The sequence below is a fragment of the Phormidium sp. FACHB-1136 genome, from assembly GCF_014697375.1.
In the GTDB taxonomy this organism is placed as follows: domain Bacteria; phylum Cyanobacteriota; class Cyanobacteriia; order Phormidesmidales; family Phormidesmidaceae; genus Nodosilinea.
This window is the reverse complement of sequence record NZ_JACJRS010000254.1, coordinates 1-1,629: the sequence shown is the minus strand read 5'-3', so window position 1 is coordinate 1,629 and position 1,629 is coordinate 1. Positions and strand designations below refer to the sequence as shown.

Below are 1,629 nucleotides of genomic sequence, written 5' to 3'. Positions count from 1 at the left end.
TCTGGGGCAATCCCAACTTCATTCTTGAGGATCCATCGCCCACGGATCGGCTGCACCTAGCCCTATGCAACCTGGCCCTGGCGACGGGGAAAACGCTGCCCCTTTCCGCCGCCATGCCCATCTTTACCACACTGCACCTGAGCCAAAAACCCCATCTCAACCCAGACTAATCACCAAACAACGTCTGCCGGGGTCGAGCAAACCGAGAATGGTCAGGGCTGCTGACGGGCTTAGCGTAGGTCGCCTTGTTGCGGATTTCCAGCATCGCTCCCTCCTCTCGCACTAGGGCCGGGGTAAACGCCTCCCGTTGGGCGAGGAGGTGTTCAACCCTTAGCGCCAGGGGCTGCTCACTTCGCCCATCTAGATAGTGTTGGTAAAAGCAGTCCTCAGCCACTCGCTTGACCGCATGGCCAATCTCGTCCGGGATACAGAGGCGATAGGCCGTCAGCAGTTCTCGCCACTGCTCATCGGTAAAGGGAGACGGGTCAGAGGCCCCATGGCGAAAGGCAGGGAAGTACTTTGCCAGATGCAGGTAGAAAATGTCGTAGCGGGCACCGTCGTGGGGCAAATCAAAGAAAAAGACTTCCGGCAATCGACGCTGTAACTCAACGGGCAGCATCCCCAGGCGGTTCACGGTGGCCAGGGTCAGCACCGGAGCGGTGTGTTCCTGCATCCAGGTCAATAACTTCTGAGCGCATTGCTTAGCGGTGATGTCGGTGTCCCAGCCCGCAAACCCTTTGTCAAAGTCATCGAAGTACAGCACACAGGGAGCCATGGCCTCCGCCGTATCGAGCAGGAACCGAAGGTTAGCCAGACTCTCTGTTGGTGTCGCCCCCCGCAGCCCGTTCCAATCCGCACTCAGCAAAGGCACGCCCAGCTTCTTGGCGGCCAACTTTGCACTCAAGGATTTGCCCGTTCCCGGTAGACCCCACAACACCATGCCGTTGGGGAATTTGAGGTTATGTTGGGCCGCAGCGGGGTCAAGCAAGGCCGTAATGCGCTCTAACCGAGCATTCAGCACATCCAGACCTGCCGCTTCCGGAACGTCCGGCTCACCGATGAACTCAAAACCCCGACCCCGCAGTTTGGCCACCTTGTAGGCCAAGAGGCGTTGGGCCAGGTCTTGACCCGATGGACTCAACGCCGCTTCACGGGGCACGATACTATAGATCTCCCCCAGGCTGAGCCCCTGAGCAGCCCGCACGATGCCGTCTAGGTCATCAAGGAAAGCAGAGCCAACGTCCTCCTGACCAGCCAGGTCGCCCATCGCATCCCTGACCTGGCCAGAGGTAGGGTAGCCAAACTCAAATGGCTCGACCATCCCGTGCAGGCCCAGGGGCACCGTTGGTTGTTCTCCCACAAACAGCAAGTAGCACGGTTGGCCCGATAGCCGAAGTTGCTCAAACAAATTCTGAACCTGGTAGCGATGCTCGGCTATGTCCAGGCCTTCGATCACAAAAATGCCCTGGACTGCGGATGGATTAGAGACCAGCCAGGGTAGAAACTGCGTCGAGTCGATAGAAGACTCACCCAACGGGGCAGGAGCCGTCTTACATCCAAACGGCATCGCATCAGTAACCTGCTGAATCTGGGCATAGCCTGGGTTCACCAAATAGACCGGAATCTCGC

The 1,629-nt window shown here is 58.4% G+C and carries 1 protein-coding gene; it reads right to left on the bottom strand.

All coding sequences use genetic code 11. The features are described from left to right. Positions 1–166 precede the first annotated feature (166 nt). The coding region (locus tag H6G62_RS27160) for an AAA family ATPase (RefSeq protein WP_190500949.1) at positions 167–1,629 on the bottom strand (1,463 nt) is incomplete at its 5' end.